Source organism: Paenibacillus agricola (assembly GCF_011440305.1).
In the GTDB taxonomy this organism is placed as follows: domain Bacteria; phylum Bacillota; class Bacilli; order Paenibacillales; family NBRC-103111; genus Paenibacillus_S; species Paenibacillus_S agricola.
In genome coordinates this window covers 73663-90841 of record NZ_JAAOIW010000003.1, presented here as the reverse complement: position 1 = coordinate 90841, position 17179 = coordinate 73663, and the positions used below count along the sequence as shown (strand labels likewise).

Sequence of the window (17179 nt, the reverse complement as noted above, 5' to 3'; positions counted from 1 at the left end):
ATGTACATTAATAATATAAAAGAAGGTGAAAGAACAGGATGTCAGTACCTTTTCAAATTAAAGTAAATGCAGGCAATCATGACCGCAATTATTGTCCAGTCGTGTTCCAAATGGAGATAAGCAATGCATTGATAAAAGGTGCTGCCTTGGATTCATTAGTTATGAAGGACGAACAGGGCGGCGTTACTAGGGTACAGGCAATAGAGACCAACGGCTATTGTCACATTCATTTCATAGTCGAGCAGCTTGCCAAAGGCGAAAGCCGTACGTATAAGATCGAACTAGAAGCAGAAGCAGAAGCAGAAGGGCAAAAGACGGCGGCTTCCGGTGTAGAATTTATCCATGAAGAATCGCAGAAAATTGATGTGTTGGTCGGGGGCAGCTATTTTACCTCCTACGTGTACGATTCCTCCATCGCAAAGCCATATCTTGGTCCCATGATCGGACCTTATGGAGACAGCTATACCCGGCTTGATTTTGAAACCAAGGAGCACCCGCATCACCGCTCTCTGTGGCTGGCTATAGGCGATGTGAACGGGATTGACATGTGGAACGAACCAGCGGAACGGCATGGCAGGCAGCTTCATCAAAAATTTGCCCAAGTGATAGACGGACCTGTATGCGGTGTCATTACATCACACAATGTATGGACCAGCTTTAATAAAAAGCCGCAAATCGATGAAGCCCGTACGATCACTGTATACAACACACCAGCGGGCGGGCGAATCATAGATTTGGATGTTAGGTTCACCGCCAGCTACGGCCAGGTAGAGTTTGGCGCAACCAAAGAAGCCGGACCGCTCGGTATCCGTGTAGCCGAATCTATGAAGGTAGACAACGGCGGAACGATGGTGAACTCATACGGATCTGTCAGTGAAGCTGAATGTTGGGGAAAACGTGCAGAATGGTGTGATTACTACGGTGAAGTGGGGGGACATACACTTGGCATTGCCGCTTTTGACCATCCAGACAATGAACAATTTCCAATCTACTGGCATATCCGGAACTACGGCCTACTTGCAGCCAACAACTTCTACTTTAACGGTGGCAAATTAATCAAGCCCAAGGAAACGGTGCGATATCAATATCGGGTATATTTCCATGATGGGGACACCCAAGCAGGTAATGTCGCTAACAAATATCAGGATTACCTTCATCCTCCTCAGGTGGAAATAATAAGCTAATTCAATTATTATAATATCATGCAGCTAACATCTGACTACGAAATGCAGGAAGTAACAGATAAAGCAAGCATATAGTAGAATGAGAGGGAGAGTGGTGTTCGTCCATGTTTGAGCATATCGTCGTTTTTAAGTTTAATGAGAATTACACGCCAGAGAAGGGGAACCTGCTGGTGGAAACCTTACTCGCATTTAAAGGCAGGATTCCCGGTATTGTTGATTTAACAGCCGGTCTGAATGTAACAGAGGAAAGTGGCAGTATTCATAAGGAGGGTTATCAGTTGGGGCTTCGCGTTACCTTTGAAGATAAGGAAGCCCTTCGTCAATATGGCCCGCACCCTGTTCACCAGCACTATGTTAGCTTATTGGATGGCATTATCGACAATGTTATCGTTATTGATTATCCAATCGCGAAGTAAAAGGAAGGGAGGCAGTGAACATGGAATATCGTTATATGGGAAAAACAGGTTTGCAAGTAAGCGAGCTTTGCTTAGGAGCCATGACCTTTGGGCGCGAGACTAGCGAACAGGACAGCTTCAGCATTATGGATCGTTTTGTGCAAGAAGGCGGCAATTTCATCGACACAGCGGATGTATATACCAATGGAGCATCCGAGGAAATTGTGGGCAGGTGGTTAAAACAGAAAAAACGTGACGATTTTGTGGTCGCTACCAAGGTGCGTTTTGGTATGGGAAGCGGTCCCAACGATGTGGGATTAAGCCGCAAGCATATTTTGGCCGGGGTGGAAGCAAGTCTTCGCAGACTCGGTACCGATTATATCGACCTTTACCAGGTCCATGCCTGGGATCCAAAAACACCGCTGGAAGAAACGTTGGGCACATTAAATGAATTGGTGAAGAGCGGTTTGGTCCGCTATATAGGAGCAAGTAACTTTCGCGGCTGGCAGCTGCAAAAAGCGGTGGACTTAAGCAAACATAAAGGTTGGGAGCCATTTGCCTGTCTTCAGCCCCAATACAATTTGTTATCACGTGCGACTGAATACGAAATTATCCCGGTCTGCTTAAGCGAAGGCATAGGTGTTATTCCCTGGAGTCCATTGCGGGGAGGATGGTTAAGCGGCAAGTATCACAAACATATGGAATTGCCTCCCGAAGATTCCCGAGTATCGCAAGCGGAATCAAAGGGCTGGAGTGAATCTTGGAAAAACTACAACAATGATTATACTTGGAAGGTGCTCGACGCCCTCTATGCTGTCGCGGCAGATGCTGGTAAAACACCCGCACAGACGGCAATTAACTGGCTGCTGCAGCAAGAAGGCGTTACTTCGCCTATTATCGGAGCACGTACAATAGGCCAATTGGAAAGCAATCTGGGTGCTTCGGGTTGGGCGTTAAGTAGAGATCAAGTGGATCGGTTAAATGAAGCCAGCATGCTGCATGTGACCTATCCTTATGATAGTGGTGCGGAAAGACAGCAGAGGGCAGGGAGAGTTTAAATAAGAGATAAGGATACCGGGGTTCCGAGAGGATTCCCGGTTTTTTATGTACATTGTAAAATAACTGCTTACTTTTGTGCAAATATTAGGCTTCAATAGTTACCATATCCAGCCCATACGATCCATTGCGCAATCCTACCGGATGGGAGGAAAAGTGGCAGACGGATTACATTCTGCTCATGCACGAGCTGAGGAACGGTTTTACCCGTGAAGATGTTATTAGCATGCTGCATGATTTAATGTATGATATGGATAGGGAAGTCATGAAGCTGTCGGAAACCATTAGAAACAAGTGGAACATAGCATTTAGCTCAGAGGGAAGCATCATTTGGACGGAGTAGTGAGAAGGGGTTGGAAACATGGAGTTGCGACATATCGATGAGATTCGTACTATAATAGCTACGGGTAGAGTATTTACGGATGAAAGTGATCGGTTCAGCTATGCATTCGATGCCTCGTTCGGTACTTATTTGCCTGATATTGTGATCCAAACTAAAGATGTGAAGGAAATTGCCAATCTTGTCAAGTTTGCTGACCGGGAGCTGATCCCGATCACACCGCGGGGACAGTCTACTTCGTTGAGCGGAGGCCCTTTGCCAGTAAAAGGGGGTATCGTGCTTGATTTATCTGTGATGAGAGATATATTGGAAATAGACGAGGAAGACTTGGTAGCGATCGTCTCGCCTGGAGTGTTAACCGCGGAAATTCATAAGGCGGCTGAAAAAAAAGGGCTATTTTATCCCCCTGATCCGAGCAGCTCACATGTTTCGACGATCGGCGGCAATTTGGCGGAAAATTCAGGGGGCCCCCGCGGCTTGAAATATGGAGTGACTAAAGACTATGTGATCGGGCTAGAGGTCATTACACCACAGGGAGAAATTATCCATACAGGCGGCCGAACAGTAAAGAATGTGACAGGCTACGATTTGACCAAGCTGATCGTGGGCTCTGAGGGGACACTTGGGATTATTACAAAAGCGACCCTACGCCTGATTCCGAAACCACCTGCTTCGACTACGGTTATGGCTATATTTGACAATTTGGTCGATGCGGGGCGTGCCATATCGAAGGTATTATCTTCCGGCATTCTCCCTTCCAAAATGGAATTAATGGACCAGGCCTCTATATTGGCGGTTGAAAACTACGAGCCTACGGGCCTTCCTTTGAACGCAGAGGCTTTGATCCTTATTGAGCTTGACGGCCACCCCGCGGCGGTTAGCGACGAGGCTATGCAGGTGTCGGCCGTATGCAAGGAAATCGGAGCGAGAGATGTACGCGTCCCTCAAACACAGACCGAGATGGATGAGGTATGGAGAGCGAGAAAGCTTGTATCTCCAGCAATAGCTCGAATTAAACCGACCAAAATTTCGGAGGATATTACGGTGCCGCGCAGCCAAATTCCAGAGATGTGCAGACGGCTGCAAGAAATCAGGCAGAAATATCAGGTGCATCTTGTCGTGTTTGGCCACGCCGGGGATGGGAATCTTCATCCCAACATCGTGTGTGACAAATCGGATCATGAGGAAATGCGCCGGGTGGAGCAAGCAGTGACCGAAATTTTCGAAACGGCTGTACAGCTGGGCGGAACCTTGTCGGGAGAGCACGGGATTGGAACGATGAAGTCGCCATTTATGGAGATGGAGCTGGGAGCAGTGGGGCTAGATATGATGAAGCGGATCAAGCAGGCTTGGGATCCGAATAATATTATGAATCCCGGGAAAATATTTCCTGAGCCGGGTCAAAAGTTGGTGTTGACTGATGAATGAGCATTTGGAGGCGCTTCGTGTAGAACTAAAATACGACAAAACAAAGGCGTGTGTGCAGTGTGGTTACTGCCTTCCGGTCTGTCCCACCTATGTTACGATGGGCAAAGAAACACACTCTCCGCGCGGCAGGATCAATCTGATCAAGATGGTCGGGGAGGGTAAGATTAAGGATCTTTCCGTTCTGGAAGAACCGTTGGATCTTTGCCTCGGCTGTCGCGCCTGCGAAACCGTTTGTCCAACGGGCGTAGAATACGGTTCGCTTCTGGAAGCGGCGAGAGCAGCGATCATTCGACGCAAGAAATACTCGCTTCCGAGCCGAATTGCACGTAATTTTGCATTTAAAAGGATGTTTCCAAGCCGCAGAGCCATGAATTTGGTTGGAAATGCGATGTGGCTGTACGAAAAAAGCGGAGCTCAGAAGGCAGCCAGAAAATCCGGGTTGACCCACAAGCTGCCTGGCCATTTGGGCGAGTTTGAGGCTATTGCACCTCCTGCCGTATCACCGTTCGAACGTGCCAGTCTCCCTAAATTCAGCAAGGCTAAGGGTAAGCTAAAATATAACGTAGCCTTTTTTGTGGGCTGTGTGATGGATGCGATGTTCCGGAGAATTAACGAGCTTTCCGTGAAGCTGCTCGCTGAGGCTGGCTGTGATGTGACGATTATCGAGAATCAGACCTGCTGCGGGGCACTCCATGCCCATTCCGGTGAGCTCGATGAGTCCAAGACGTTGGCCAAAGCCAATATTGCCGCATTCAGTCGGGGCAACTTCGATTTCATCATCAATAACGCGGGCGGGTGCGGTGCGATTATGGTGGAATACGGCGATTTATTGGAAGACGAGCCGGATTGGGCAGAACGAGCCCGGCAATTCTCGGCGAAATCGAAGGATATCTCGCAAGTAATCGCCTTATGTGGCGGCATTCAAGGAGAGGCACGGCAATCAGAAAGAGTAACTTACCAAAGATCCTGCCATATGACAAATGTCCAGAAAGTAACTCGTGAGCCGCTCCAGTTGATTCAAGGCGTGCGGAACGTGGAGCTTATTGAAATGAAGGATGCCGACATGTGCTGCGGCTCAGCGGGCATATATAACATTGTCCATTTCGATGCTTCAATGGATATATTGGATTTGAAGATGAATAGTGTAAAGCAAACACAAACAACTACTATTATAACAACGAATCCGGGCTGTTTGCTGCAGATGAAGCTTGGGATTGAACGGGAGCAATTACAGGAAAGCATGCGTGCCGTCCACCTGGTGGAATATTTGGCAGAGGCTGCGGGAATATCGTGAACTAACCTGGATAGAAGTATCACTTTTCAGAATATACGGGTCAAATAACTACAATTTTTAAAATAATACAAATAAATTGTAGAAATTTGTCGTATTTTGTGACAAAAATAAATGATATAAGCTATAATAACTAAAGACACATTTATTTAATATTAGAATAGGGAACTATTGTATAAATGTATAATTAATAAAGGCACACTCATTGAAAAATGGGGCCGCAAGACTATAGGGGCTAACTCGTGATTACGTTATGCCAGCCAGTTGCCAGCGTAAAGGAGTCTCCTTATCTTGGGGCTCTTTTTATTTTATGCATATATTGGAGTTCTTTTACCTAGTTTGTAAGGAAATAACATAACATTTTGTTTGGGGCGTGGGGTGACAGCTATGTTTGTAAAATTACAAGAATCTCTACTATCTCTATTTGAGTACAATCCGGATCCCTGCTATCTGACAGATACCAATGGCATCTTCGTTGCTTTTAATGACGCAGTTCTAGAGTTAACGGGTTATTCCCAGGAGGAACTCCTTGGGAAATCCTTTGAGCCTCTCATTATTCCAGAACAAATCGGTAAAGTGAATTATATTTTCGAACAGGTTGTTTCTACTTGTCTTAAGGTTGATTTTGAAATTGCTATTTACAGAAAAGATGGGGAGCGTCTGGAACTTGGGATAACGGCCATGCCGATAAACATAGAAGGACAAATTACAGGTATTATCGGTATAGTAAAAGACCTGACCAAAAGTAAACAACTCGAACAATCCCTTCTCAAGACCCAGACGCAGCTTAAAACCATCTTTGATTCTATTGAAGTGTGTTTGTGGTCGCATGATCTGACAACTGGTCTGATCCAGATATCTCCTGCTTGTGAAGCCATTTACGCATACTCGCAGGAAGCATTTTTGAAGGACCCGGACTTATGGAGTAAAGTTATTCATCCTGACGACCAGTTGGAAGTAGAAAAGCGACAAAAAGAGCTTGGATGCGGCAAAAAAGTAAAACATGAATACCGGATTTTGCGCGCGGATGGGAGTATTCGATGGGTCTATGATTATACCGTACCGTTTCTGGATAGGAGTGGAATTATCGTTCGACTTGACGGAGTCATCACGGACATTACAGAACGTAAAAAAACAGAAGAGCGACTCCATAGGCTTGCGTTTCACGATGCGCTGACAGGTCTTCCGAACCGAAGGCTTATTCGGGAACGGATTAAATTGGCGATTGCGAATGCAGGGCGCAAAAAGAAAAAAGTAATCGTCATGTTTCTCGATCTTGATGGGTTCAAGTTTATTAATGATTCGCTTGGTCATTCGGTGGGTGACCGCTTGCTACAAAGGGTCGCTAAACGGATCTCGCGTTGTCTCCAGACAGAGGATAACATTGCTCGCATGGGTGGGGATGAATTTGTGATTGTTTTAGAAGATCTGAGTAAGTTTGATGTTGAAATTATTGCTCGCCAAATATTGGAGACTCTCGCCAAACCATTTAAAATTATCAATCAAGAAATTATTATAACGACAAGTATAGGGATTAGTTTGTATCCGGACCACGCGAACGATCATGAACTATTAGTTAAGCTTGCTGATCAAGCCATGTATGCTGCTAAAGAGAAAGGGAAAAATAGATTTCTTTTTTATAACCAACAATCGGACAAGTTCCAGCGACGGTTGAAGCTCGAGCAAGGATTAAGAAAGGCGCTTCAAAATCAAGAATTTATGCTCCACTATCAACCCATTGTGAATGTAGCAACGGGGGAAATTATTGGTACTGAAGCACTTATTCGATGGGAACACTCATCAGGTATAATTTCTCCATTAGAGTTCATTCCGATTGCCGAAGAAACGGGGCTCATATCCCCGATTGGAGATTGGGTACTTCGAAGTGCCTGTGCTCAAAATAAGCATTGGCACGATCTTGGTTATACTACATTATTTGTTTCCGTCAATTTGTCGGTGCGGCAGCTTGAGGAAGAAGATTTGCTCAAGTCGATACAAAGGATATTAATGGAAACAGGGCTTGATCCCCGATTTTTGCATATTGAGATAACAGAAAGCACAGCGATGACCAATGTAAATCAAGCAATACCTTTGCTAAAAGCATTGGGGGAAATGGGGGTTTCTATTTCTATCGATGATTTCGGAACGGGTTATTCCTCACTTAGTTATTTGGAGAAATTCCCTATTCATACGATTAAAATTGATCAAACATTTATCCATTCCAACCAGATGGCCATTATTAAAGCAATTGTTGCGATGGCTAGCAGTCTAAATCTAAACGTAATTGCTGAAGGCGTAGAAATCGAAAATCAGAGCAGACAAATTCAAGAAACAGGCTGCTCCGTTATGCAGGGGCATTGGTTCAGCAAGCCTGTATGCTCTCAAAGGTTAGAAAGCTTTCTGAGGAATCCAGAAGCTTTGGCCATACATTGATGCAGTAGATCGAGTGCACTTACTGCACTTTGTAAAAAATGCCATGAACTTTAAGCTGATGCCGGTACTTAACCCGGTGTTGGCTTATTTAACTTCCGCTGAATTCGCTAAAAATACCCGTAAAACTGGCTTTTTAAGCCCTTTTTGATGGTTGGTTCAAGAACTGTCACTTACATGCAGTCCAAGATGCCACTATAATAAAAATCGAAACGTTGCCGATCCAATAGAATTGTTGAAGTTGAGTAGTATTGGGTTTGGCAGCAGGTTTAAATAAACAAGATTCAGGGAGGTTCATATGAAGGTTTTATCTTGTAAGGTTTTCAGCTTTACGATGTTAGTGGCACTTTCATTAGGTGTGATCGCAGGGTGCGGCGGTGAAAAACAAAATCCGCAAGCAGGAGAGGCCGCGGGGGTTCCCTCCAATCTTAAAGTGAAATTCATGGTTCCGTCATATGCCGATGTTCCGGATATGAATGATGAGTATTGGACGAAATTCCAAAAGGACAGCAAATCGCAGTTGGATGTGGAATGGATTCCTTCTGGTGACTATGACACTAAATTTGACCTGGTATTGGCGTCTGGCAGTATTCCAGAGGTTATTGTAGCCGGTAACATTACGCGTCCAACACTGCAAACGGCTGTGAAGCAGGGAGCATTTTGGGATTTGGCTCCTTTCCTAGGAGACTTCAGCAATTATCCGAATCTAAAAAATAACAGCTTTAAAGATGTATGGAAATACATGAAGACCGACGGCGGAATTTATGGAGTTCCAAGAAATCGTCCACATATTGATATTAGTTTAAAAATGCGGAAAGATTGGTTGGACAAATTCAATTTGCCGGTACCGACCACATTGGATGAATACACGGCCGCACTGAAAACTATGGTAAACGGTGATCCGGATGCCAATGGCAAAAAGGACACGGTCGGCCTTATCGGCCAAGGTTTCTTGCTTGCTGACGGCGATGGCAGCTTCCTATCCGCTTTTGGTGGCTTGGATCCCGTCTATGATAAGGACGGCGGACTGATCAATAAATTATTGACGCCTAATTACACAGATATGGTCGGTTATTTCCGCCAATTGTACACAGATGGCATTTTGGCTAAAGATTTTTCGGCGATCAAGCAAACGCAGGCGGAAGAAATGTACACCACCGGTCGCGCGGCTTCTTATGCCCGGAATATTTGGCGGGATTTTACCTTTGAACAAGGTATTAAGAAAGTGCAGCCAGAAGGGGATGTTATCTCTTTGCCGCCTATGAAGGGTCCAGGCGGGGTAAGCGTTCAATTGTCGGTACCGTTCTCGGGTGCCTTCTATATTTCCAAACAAGTACCGCAGGAGAAAGTGAAGCAAATTTTGGATTTCTTCGAGAGAACGACAACAATGGAACAAACGGACTATAACTACTATGGTATTGAGGGTGTCCATTATACAATGGTCGAAGGCCAGCAACAGCTAACCGACCTTGGGAAAAAGCAAGTAACAGCCAACGGCACAGGCGCCATTTTCCCGCTTGCGTATAACAATAAGATGAAAGTAATCAATCCAGCGGCGCCCAAAGCCTACAACGATGCAAAATCAAAATCCGTGGAAACCTACAGCACAGCTGGCAAAATCGATTTCTTTTCCATTATCAATTCGAATACGTGGATATCCATCTGGCCGAAATATACTAGCGAATGGCAATCAATGGTTATTAAGGCCATCGTTGGACAAATTTCCATGGACGAGTACAAAGCCTATGTTGAGAAATTAAACAGCAGCCCGGATTTCAAGAAAGCCTATCAGGAATTTACCAAGGAGTATAAAGAAAAGTTCCTCCAATAAAACGACAGGTATGGCTCTTTTTAAACTTGATTTTTGCTGCCTCACTCCCTATTATTAACACCAGCACATAGCTCAAAAGTAAAAGTTGAGCTTGAAACAATGGGAGGACTTATGGCTAACTGGAAAAAATTCTTTTCAAAAAAATTAGGTATCGAGCGGCTGACGAATCCGAAAAAGTATTTATACAAGCTGATCTGGCTCGGTTGCATTTCCGTATGTATTCCGATTATTTTAGCCAGCCTGTTATACTATCAGCTTTCTATAAATCGGATGGAGAAATATATCCAGTCAGAAAGCGATTCGTCCTTGACCATCATGAAGGACCGTGCTGAAAGAGTTTTACAAGAAATTGAACAGGACTCTCTCCAGTTAGCCAAAGACCCTATGTTGCAGGAAGCATACGCAAGCTCGTCCAATGAAAATGTGATTCGGAATATTGAAATTTTGAAAAAAATCGCTCTCGTAAAAAATTCCAATAGCTTTATTAACGAAATTTTTTTGTATAACAGCTCTGGGAATGTGATTCTTTCTAACGAATACGGTCCCGTCTCGAAGCTGGAGTATAAATATAAGGATGATATTGATCGGCTGCTGCAGAGCAAAAGGCTTACTCAGTGGTCTCAGCTCAGCAACAGAGAAGGTTATATTACCTTTGCCAGAATGCTTCCGTTGATTGGAAACGGAGGGCCTGAGGGTATACTGGGCTTCGAGATCGAGACTTCCGTACTCAGTAAATTTTTGGAAACCAATTCAGTTATTGTTACGGGTGCCCAAGATCTGATTATTGTAAAATTGCATGATCCTTTTGGGATTAATGGTAAGCTGGAAAGAGAGCTTATACGGGAAACTGCCGGATTAAAGGGGATAGGGATAATAAAAGCGTCGGATAAAAGCTCCGGCAATTTTGTTGAAGAAGGCTTTGATGGCAAGCCGGCACAATACAAATATGTGAAAAATGTTTTCGCAAGAACCTATGTATCTGTCATTCCGGAGCAAGCCGTTACTGAGCAGTTGGATTGGATACGCAGCATGATGGTACTCATACTTATCGTTTTTATAGGAGTTGGCATCGTTCTGACCTATTTCACATCCAAACGAGCCTATACTCCGATTGAACAATTGATCAATCACAGCCGTTCGTTGAGTATGGACGGTATTGAGCATAAAGAGAATGAGCTTGATATCATCAAAGAATCTCTTGATTATTTAAGCAAAGAAACCGAGAAGCTGGGGTCCTATATGGAAAATATCGAGCCATCTTTACGGGAAAAATTTCTCTTTCAGCTTTTGAGCGGCGATTATACGAGAAATGAGACACTCATTCAGGATAGCGGGACTTATGGAATTGAAGTGGAATTTACGAATGTTGTGTTGATCGTGGAAGCAGAGAATATATACAAAGAAAAACGCTTTTTACCGGAGGAAAAAGGGATTGTTGCCTTTTCACTGGCTAATGTCATGCAAGAAATACTGCGCAACCATACGCTTCAAGGATATGCAATTCCTTATCAGGGTAGAGGTGCGGCGATTCTTCAATTCAACTCGGATATGGCGCAAGAGACCATGCTGAGCCTTACAATGGTATATGTTAATGCGATAACCGAGGCCTTCAAAAAATACTTGTCATTTGAGGTAGCCGTTGGGATTGGTCGTTTTTATGCACATGTGGCAGACGTACCGGTCTCCTATAAGGAAGCAGAAAACGCCCTTAAATATCGCATATTTCGCGACTCAGAGTCTGTCTTGTTTATTGAAGATGTGGAGCACATCAAGAAGAATATTGTAATTAGATATCCACGGGAATCGGAAGCTGCCATTCTGGACGCACTTAAACAGGAGGATATTCCCTTTGCGATTACTAATTTTAAACAATTCACGGAAATTATACAGAGCTCCCAGTCTTATGTGTTTATATACCAGAGCTATCATGTGTTGCTTTCATCGCTCATCGTGTCTCTGGAAAAGCATGGCGTGAATGCAGCCGACGTCATAGAGCATAATTTATTCGGACAATTGCGAAGCAAGATGACCTCCCAAGAAATTTGCGACTGGTTTGAGGAGACGTTTTTCCCGTTATACACTTGGTTGGCCCAGAATGATCGGGAAGCGACAGGAGATTCCGCTATTCTACTCATATGTAAATACATTAGTGAAAATTGTGGAAAAGACTTGTCCTTGGTACAGTGCGCTGAAATGGTGGGGGTGAGTCCTTCCTATTTAAGCCGGATGTTTAAAAAGAAGATGGGCAAGAACTTTTTGGAATATGTCGTGGAAAGCAAAATTGGTGAAGCTATGCGGCTTCTGAGGGATACAGATCAAGGTATTAGTGAGGTCGCAACGGCAATCGGATATTCCGAACGAAACTTTATCCGAATTTTTCAGCGCCGTGTCCAATTGACCCCAGGCAGCTACAGGGGACAATACAGATAATACCATTAATCGAGATGGAGGTTGAACAATGAAAATAACAAGTATTGAAACCTTTACGTTCAAGCAGCTATCCTTTGTCCGTGTCACATCCGAGGATGGTCTACAAGGATATGGACAAATCGCGCCTTATCAAGCGAATATCTCAGCGCTTGTGCTGCATCAACAAATTGCACCTCATGCGCTAGGTGCCGATTGCAATGAGATCCATGCCTTGTCAGAGGTCGTAATTAGAGAAGAGCATAAATTCCCCGGGTCTTATATATGTAGGGCTTTGGGCGGATTGGATACGGCCTTATGGGACCTCAAGGGAAAGCGGTTAGGCAAAGGCGTGTGCGAATTATTGGGCGGACAGCCGCGTATGGTGGAGGTTTACGGCTCTAGTATGCAGCGCGGCATCTCGCCTGAGCAGGAGGCGGAGCGCCTTAAGCGCCTCAAGGAGACGCAGGGCTACCGTGCTTTTAAAATCCGCATTGCCAACAATTTCGGAAACGATGTGGATGTATATCCGGGGCGTTCGGAGCAAGTAGTGAAGGCGGTTCGGGCTGCGATTGGCGATGATACGTTGCTTTATGTCGATGCGAACAGCGGATTAACGCCAGGCAAAGCTATCGAGACTGGACGTATGCTGGCGCAATATGGCGTATGCCATTTTGAAGAGCCCTGCCCTTATATGGAATTGGAATGGACCAAACAAGTAGCAGATGCCCTTGACATTCCGGTAACCGGTGGTGAACAGGATACGGATCTGGCACAATTCAGGAGAATGATCGGCATGCGTGCGGTGGATATCGTTCAACCCGACATTTGTTATGTGGGAGGCTTAAGCCGAGCGCTTGAAGTGGCCAAAATGGCAGATTCCGTCGGAATGGTGTGCACGCCGCATGCTGCCAATTTATCGATGCTTACGATTTTTACACTGCATATGGTCGCAGCCATCCCGAATGCTGGGAAGTACATGGAGTATACAATAGAACAAGATGCATGGACCGATAATCTTTTTACACAGCCTTTGGTAGTATCCGACGGAAAAGTACAGGTTCCAGAAGGACCCGGCTGGGGAGTAACAATTCGACCGGAGTGGTTGGATCGAGCGGAATATCAGATCAGTAAATATACGAAATAACAAGATACAGCCAGATTATATAAATGAGGTGCTTTCAATGGAAGTTGCTATTAAGCAGCAAGGCAGACAGCGGGCTCGCTCTCGTCTGTGGTCGACTATCTTGCAGAACAAATGGATGTACGTGCTGGCTACGCCGGGCATCCTTTACTTTCTCCTATTCAAATTCGCCCCATTATGGGGGCTTTTGATTGCATTCAAAGAATACAACCCCTATAAAGGGCTTTGGGGGAGCACTTGGATCGGCTTCACGAATTTTACCGAAATGTTCACAAGTGAAGTCTTCTATATCATGTTGAGAAACACGTTTGCCATAAATATTTTTGGGATTGTATTTATGTTTCCCGTACCTATTCTATTGGCGCTGATGTTGAATGAAGTCAGACATGAAGTATTCAAGAGAATTAATCAATCCATCGTCTATTTACCTCATTTTCTATCTTGGGTCGTCGTGGCCAGTATGACCTTTTTCATGCTATCTACGGACGTGGGTATTGTTAATAAAATTATTACTAGCTTTGGTTATGAGTCGATATCTTTTTTGTCTACGCCCAACTATTATTGGGGCATGCTCACGCTTCAAAGCATGTGGAAAGAAGTGGGCTGGGGAACCATTATATTCTTGGCTGCCATGGCAGGCGTCGATCCTCAGCAGTATGAGGCTGCTGTTATGGACGGAGCCTCACGAATGAAGCAAATCTGGCATATTACGCTGCCAGCTATTCGTCCGACCATCATCATTCTGCTGATCCTGCGTCTCGGTCATATGGCGGATGTTGGATTCGAACAACTTCTACTCATGAACAACCCGTTAGTTACATCTGTCTCACAAGTATTCGATACTTATGCTTATACCATCGGAATCCTCGGCGGCAAGATTAGCGTTGGTGTGACGGTAGGCATGTTTAAGGGTGTTGTGGGCTTGGTCCTGGTCATGCTGTCGAACTATGTGGTGAAAAAAATGGGCCAAGAGGGCATTTATTAAGGGGGAAGTAAAGTTGAGCTTCGTTGCAACTAAAAGGTTGACTCTTTTTGATTATGTGAATTATACACTGCTGGGATTGATTTCGTTACTATGTGTGTTTCCATTTATTTATGTGTTCAGCGTTTCCTTTACGGATCCTGAGGTATATGTACCCCTGCAATTTTATTTGTTTCCGGAAAAATGGTCTTTATCTGCATACAAGTATATTTTGTCAACCAACAGCTTTATTAACGCTTTAAAAAGCACGGTTTTTGTTACCGTGATTGGAACGGTGCTCAGTGTTGTTGTTTCGTTTACATTTGCTTACGTACTGGCAAGAAAAAACGTACCCGGTCGGAAAATGATGCTAAGTGGAGTCGTTTTTACACTAGTTTTTAGTGCGGGGATTTTGCCCAATTATTTACTGATCAAGGAGCTTGGGCTTTTAAATTCACATTGGTCCTTAATCTTGTCGGGCTTGACCAATGCATGGAGCTTGATCATTATTAAAAGCTTTCTGGAATCATTGCCTTCTGAGCTTGAAGATGCTGCTCATATAGATGGCTGCTCGGACATCGGTGTCTTTTGGCGTATTGTTATTCCGTTGTCGATGCCGGCAATTGCCGCTTTCACATTGTTTTTTGCGGTTTCCTACTGGAATACGTATTTCAATGCCTTAATCTATTTAACTGATGCTAAGAAATGGACACTGCAAGTGCTGGTCAAATCGCTGGTGATCGATTCTGACTCCAATGGCGTTGGAGCAGGAGGGGGCAGCGATGATAGGGTCATTCCGCAAGAAACCATTCGGATGGCATCTATTGTGCTGGCTATGGTGCCGATTCTTCTGGTATACCCGTTTTTACAGAAGCATTTTGCTAAGGGTGTTATGCTTGGATCCGTTAAGGGTTAAAATAATTATACGTAAAAAGCCTGTTAATCAGGCTTTTTTTGATGCTGGAATTGTGAACTCCCTTATTATTGGCTAAAGGGCAATTTTTGTCTATTGATGTTCCTAATATTCAAGTGTAATCTAAGAAATATTCTAGCATCAATATTCATCTCGGTTGTTTAAATACTACTATTCTTTGAATGTGTAGAGGTGATTTGAATATGTTGAAAGTGATGATCGTCGAAGACGAAGATATAGTAAGAGAAGATATCAAGCATTTGATTGACTGGGAGAAGCATGGTTTTACGATAACAGCCGAAGCCAGGAATGGAGGAGAAGGACTGCGGATATGTATGGAGCAGAATCCTGATATTATCATAACGGATATCAAGATGCCTGTAATGGGCGGATTAGAAATGATTAACCGTATTTTGAGAATACAAAAAAACAAAAAAATTATATTACTGACAGCTTACGGAGACTTTGATTTTGCACGTGAGGCGATTAATTTGGGCATTCACTCTTACGTGCTGAAGCATGAGCTGGACAGCGGCTTGCTAATCCAGGAATTGAACAAATTGAAGCACCAAATGACAGAGGAAGAAAGTATGGACTATTTGGCTCGGAAGGAGCATCTCAGGATGTTCCTGAAGCGGATTGAAGGACACCATGGTGATGTGGAGATGAATCCGGGTAATCTGTTTCGGTGGCAGGGTCGAACAGGGATCATTATTTTTGGTATTGATCAGCTAACAGCAGATAAGCTTGCTTCTTCTAACAGCCCTCAGCATGTAGATCGAAATGAATGGATGGAGTTCCTGTACACCCAGGTATTTCATGAAATTGAAGCTGAGGTTGTGGATTTGTATGAGCAGGATTACCTTATATTTTTTAAAATTCCCGAATACTATAGCGAAAGAAAAATTCTTGAATACAGCTCTGTGTTTGCCCATCAGCTTCAATTACATATTTCAACTCATTTTCGCCGTACGGTTTCAATAGCAATCGGGCCTGTTTTTGAAAACTACTCTGATATTAGAGGCGGGCTTCAGAAAACCAAGGAAATTTTTGCCCTGAAAATTTTCAGAAAAGTGAACAGTATCTTGACTAAAGCCCCAATGCCGTTAGATATCGAGCTTCAGCAAGCTTCCATCAAGCAAAAATTAAAAGAAATACAGGAAGAGCTTATTCAAGAACGCTTCATCGATGTTCATAAAAGCCTTGATGAGCTGTTCATCCATCGCTTAACGTCCCTTCAGGATGTGAAATTGCTTCGAAACTGTATATTTGAGTTAATCCGTTTGATTAATCTTAAAGGGACAGCTAGGCATACTCAAATCATTGAGCCTTTTGAAAAATTAATGGAAATACAACAACTTGAGAATGTGTTCCAAATTTCGGAATGGTTTAAAAACATAGTAGATCAATTAGAGGAGGAAGCCAGCTCCAGGTACAGTAAAAAAATCAGGGAGCTGCTGCAATATATTCATGCCAATTATCAGAAGGATATCACCTTGGATGAGATTTCGAACCGGGTGGGGTTCAGCCTGATTTATACAAGCCAGTTGTTTAAGAAGGAGGTTGGGGTTTCGTTTGTCATCTACCTCACGAAATATCGGATTGAAAAGGCTAAGGAGCTTTTGGAATCAGGCAATTATAAGGTATATGAGGTCAGTTCCATGGTAGGCTATCAGACCGTGCAATATTTTACCAAAACCTTCAAAAAGATAACTGGGAAAAATCCGGGTGACCATGAGTAGGATTTAGTCACATTCAAAGTCGGGGAGTATGGATCCAATGCCATATTTTTTTAGATAT

13 protein-coding genes and 1 riboswitch are annotated in these 17179 nt (G+C 44.0%); all 13 genes read left to right on the top strand.

All coding sequences use genetic code 11. The annotated features are described in order from the left end of the window. The first annotated feature begins 38 nt into the window (after positions 1–38). The 13 genes from G9U52_RS08450 to G9U52_RS08395 all read left to right on the top strand — a co-directional run bounded on the left by G9U52_RS08450 (position 39) and on the right by G9U52_RS08395 (position 17121). Complete coding sequence (locus G9U52_RS08450; protein ID WP_166148379.1) at positions 39–1184, top strand: DUF6807 domain-containing protein; 1146 nt, start codon at positions 39–41, stop codon at positions 1182–1184. A 104-nt stretch (positions 1185–1288) separates the two neighbouring features. Next, on the top strand, positions 1289–1600 hold the full coding sequence (locus G9U52_RS08445; protein ID WP_166148377.1) for a Dabb family protein: 312 nt from the start codon (positions 1289–1291) through the stop codon (positions 1598–1600). 20 nt (positions 1601–1620) lie between these two features. Further along, positions 1621–2637, top strand: a complete 1017-nt coding sequence (locus tag G9U52_RS08440) for an aldo/keto reductase (RefSeq protein ID WP_166148375.1) — start codon at positions 1621–1623, stop codon at positions 2635–2637. Between the two features lie 179 nt (positions 2638–2816). Further along, the gene (locus G9U52_RS39170) at positions 2817–2978 is read left to right on the top strand and encodes a hypothetical protein (protein ID WP_207952861.1); all 162 of its coding nucleotides are present in this window, start codon (positions 2817–2819) and stop codon (positions 2976–2978) included. An 18-nt stretch (positions 2979–2996) separates the two neighbouring features. Continuing rightward, complete coding sequence (locus tag G9U52_RS08435) at positions 2997–4403, top strand: FAD-binding oxidoreductase (RefSeq protein ID WP_166148373.1); 1407 nt, start codon at positions 2997–2999, stop codon at positions 4401–4403. Next, the gene (locus G9U52_RS08430) at positions 4396–5697 is read left to right on the top strand and encodes a (Fe-S)-binding protein (protein ID WP_166148371.1); all 1302 of its coding nucleotides are present in this window, start codon (positions 4396–4398) and stop codon (positions 5695–5697) included. Before G9U52_RS08435 ends, G9U52_RS08430 begins: the two co-directional genes overlap by 8 nt. A gap of 182 nt (positions 5698–5879) precedes the next feature. Next, positions 5880–5966, top strand: a riboswitch (cyclic di-GMP riboswitch). A gap of 115 nt (positions 5967–6081) precedes the next feature. After that, the gene (locus G9U52_RS08425) at positions 6082–8127 is read left to right on the top strand and encodes a bifunctional diguanylate cyclase/phosphodiesterase (RefSeq protein ID WP_166148369.1); all 2046 of its coding nucleotides are present in this window, start codon (positions 6082–6084) and stop codon (positions 8125–8127) included. 295 nt (positions 8128–8422) lie between these two features. Beyond that, positions 8423–9955 carry a type 2 periplasmic-binding domain-containing protein gene (locus G9U52_RS08420; protein ID WP_166148367.1) on the top strand — a complete coding sequence of 511 codons (1533 nt, stop codon included), beginning with the start codon at positions 8423–8425 and terminating at the stop codon, positions 9953–9955. 111 nt (positions 9956–10066) lie between these two features. Then, complete coding sequence (locus G9U52_RS08415) at positions 10067–12385, top strand: helix-turn-helix domain-containing protein (RefSeq protein ID WP_166148365.1); 2319 nt, start codon at positions 10067–10069, stop codon at positions 12383–12385. A 28-nt stretch (positions 12386–12413) separates the two neighbouring features. Beyond that, complete coding sequence (locus G9U52_RS08410) at positions 12414–13508, top strand: mandelate racemase/muconate lactonizing enzyme family protein (RefSeq protein WP_166148363.1); 1095 nt, start codon at positions 12414–12416, stop codon at positions 13506–13508. A 37-nt stretch (positions 13509–13545) separates the two neighbouring features. Next, entirely contained in the window at positions 13546–14490 is a 945-nt protein-coding gene (locus tag G9U52_RS08405) for an ABC transporter permease (RefSeq protein ID WP_166148361.1), read from the top strand. Positions 14491–14503: 13 nt separating this feature from the next. Next, a complete protein-coding gene (locus tag G9U52_RS08400; protein ID WP_166148359.1) occupies positions 14504–15382 on the top strand; it encodes a carbohydrate ABC transporter permease in 879 nt (292 codons plus the stop codon). Positions 15383–15582: 200 nt separating this feature from the next. Continuing rightward, a complete protein-coding gene (locus tag G9U52_RS08395) occupies positions 15583–17121 on the top strand; it encodes a response regulator (protein ID WP_166148357.1) in 1539 nt (512 codons plus the stop codon). The last annotated feature ends 58 nt before the right edge of the window (positions 17122–17179 follow it).

Excerpts from the sequence above, each read along its gene's own strand:
- G9U52_RS08450 (WP_166148379.1), top strand. The coding sequence starts at position 39 with ATGTCAGTACCTTTTCAAATTAAAGTAAATGCAGGCAATCATGACCGC.
- G9U52_RS08445 (WP_166148377.1), top strand. The coding sequence starts at position 1,289 with ATGTTTGAGCATATCGTCGTTTTTAAGTTTAATGAGAATTACACGCCA.
- G9U52_RS08440 (WP_166148375.1), top strand. The coding sequence starts at position 1,621 with ATGGAATATCGTTATATGGGAAAAACAGGTTTGCAAGTAAGCGAGCTT.
- G9U52_RS39170 (WP_207952861.1), top strand. The coding sequence starts at position 2,817 with ATGCACGAGCTGAGGAACGGTTTTACCCGTGAAGATGTTATTAGCATG.
- G9U52_RS08435 (WP_166148373.1), top strand. The coding sequence starts at position 2,997 with ATGGAGTTGCGACATATCGATGAGATTCGTACTATAATAGCTACGGGT.
- G9U52_RS08430 (WP_166148371.1), top strand. The coding sequence starts at position 4,396 with ATGAATGAGCATTTGGAGGCGCTTCGTGTAGAACTAAAATACGACAAA.
- G9U52_RS08425 (WP_166148369.1), top strand. The coding sequence starts at position 6,082 with ATGTTTGTAAAATTACAAGAATCTCTACTATCTCTATTTGAGTACAAT.
- G9U52_RS08420 (WP_166148367.1), top strand. The coding sequence starts at position 8,423 with ATGAAGGTTTTATCTTGTAAGGTTTTCAGCTTTACGATGTTAGTGGCA.
- G9U52_RS08415 (WP_166148365.1), top strand. The coding sequence starts at position 10,067 with ATGGCTAACTGGAAAAAATTCTTTTCAAAAAAATTAGGTATCGAGCGG.
- G9U52_RS08410 (WP_166148363.1), top strand. The coding sequence starts at position 12,414 with ATGAAAATAACAAGTATTGAAACCTTTACGTTCAAGCAGCTATCCTTT.
- G9U52_RS08405 (WP_166148361.1), top strand. The coding sequence starts at position 13,546 with ATGGAAGTTGCTATTAAGCAGCAAGGCAGACAGCGGGCTCGCTCTCGT.
- G9U52_RS08395 (WP_166148357.1), top strand. The coding sequence starts at position 15,583 with ATGTTGAAAGTGATGATCGTCGAAGACGAAGATATAGTAAGAGAAGAT.